We start from the raw sequence: 252 nt of genomic DNA, 5'->3' as shown, positions 1-252 counted from the left end.
CATGGGCGAGGGGCTGTACTCGGCAACTTCGTAGTAGCCCTCAACGCCCAAAGGCGGCGTCCACAGGAATGAGCGGATACCGGCATGCCTATCCAGGAAGTCGACGATTTCCTGCATCTGCGCGCGCGTGCCGGCGAACTGCACCGGCCACGACTGGACCTTGTGGTTGATGCCGTCGCCGACCACCTGCCGGTAGCCGTCGCCGAACTGCGCGACGTGCCGCCGGAAGGTGACCGTGCCGGCTGGTTGCCC

Annotated in this window: 1 protein-coding gene; it reads right to left on the bottom strand. The window is 66.3% G+C overall.

Annotation, left to right across the window (positions count from 1 at the left end; genetic code table 11):
- A partial coding sequence (locus SB751_RS33265; RefSeq protein WP_410749401.1) for a phage tail protein occupies positions 1-252 on the bottom strand: 252 nt, incomplete at both ends.

The sequence above is a fragment of the Cupriavidus sp. SIMBA_020 genome (genome assembly GCF_046535395.1).
In the GTDB taxonomy this organism is placed as follows: Bacteria; Pseudomonadota; Gammaproteobacteria; order Burkholderiales; family Burkholderiaceae; genus Cupriavidus; species Cupriavidus campinensis.
This window is presented reverse-complemented; position numbering and strand designations above follow the sequence as displayed.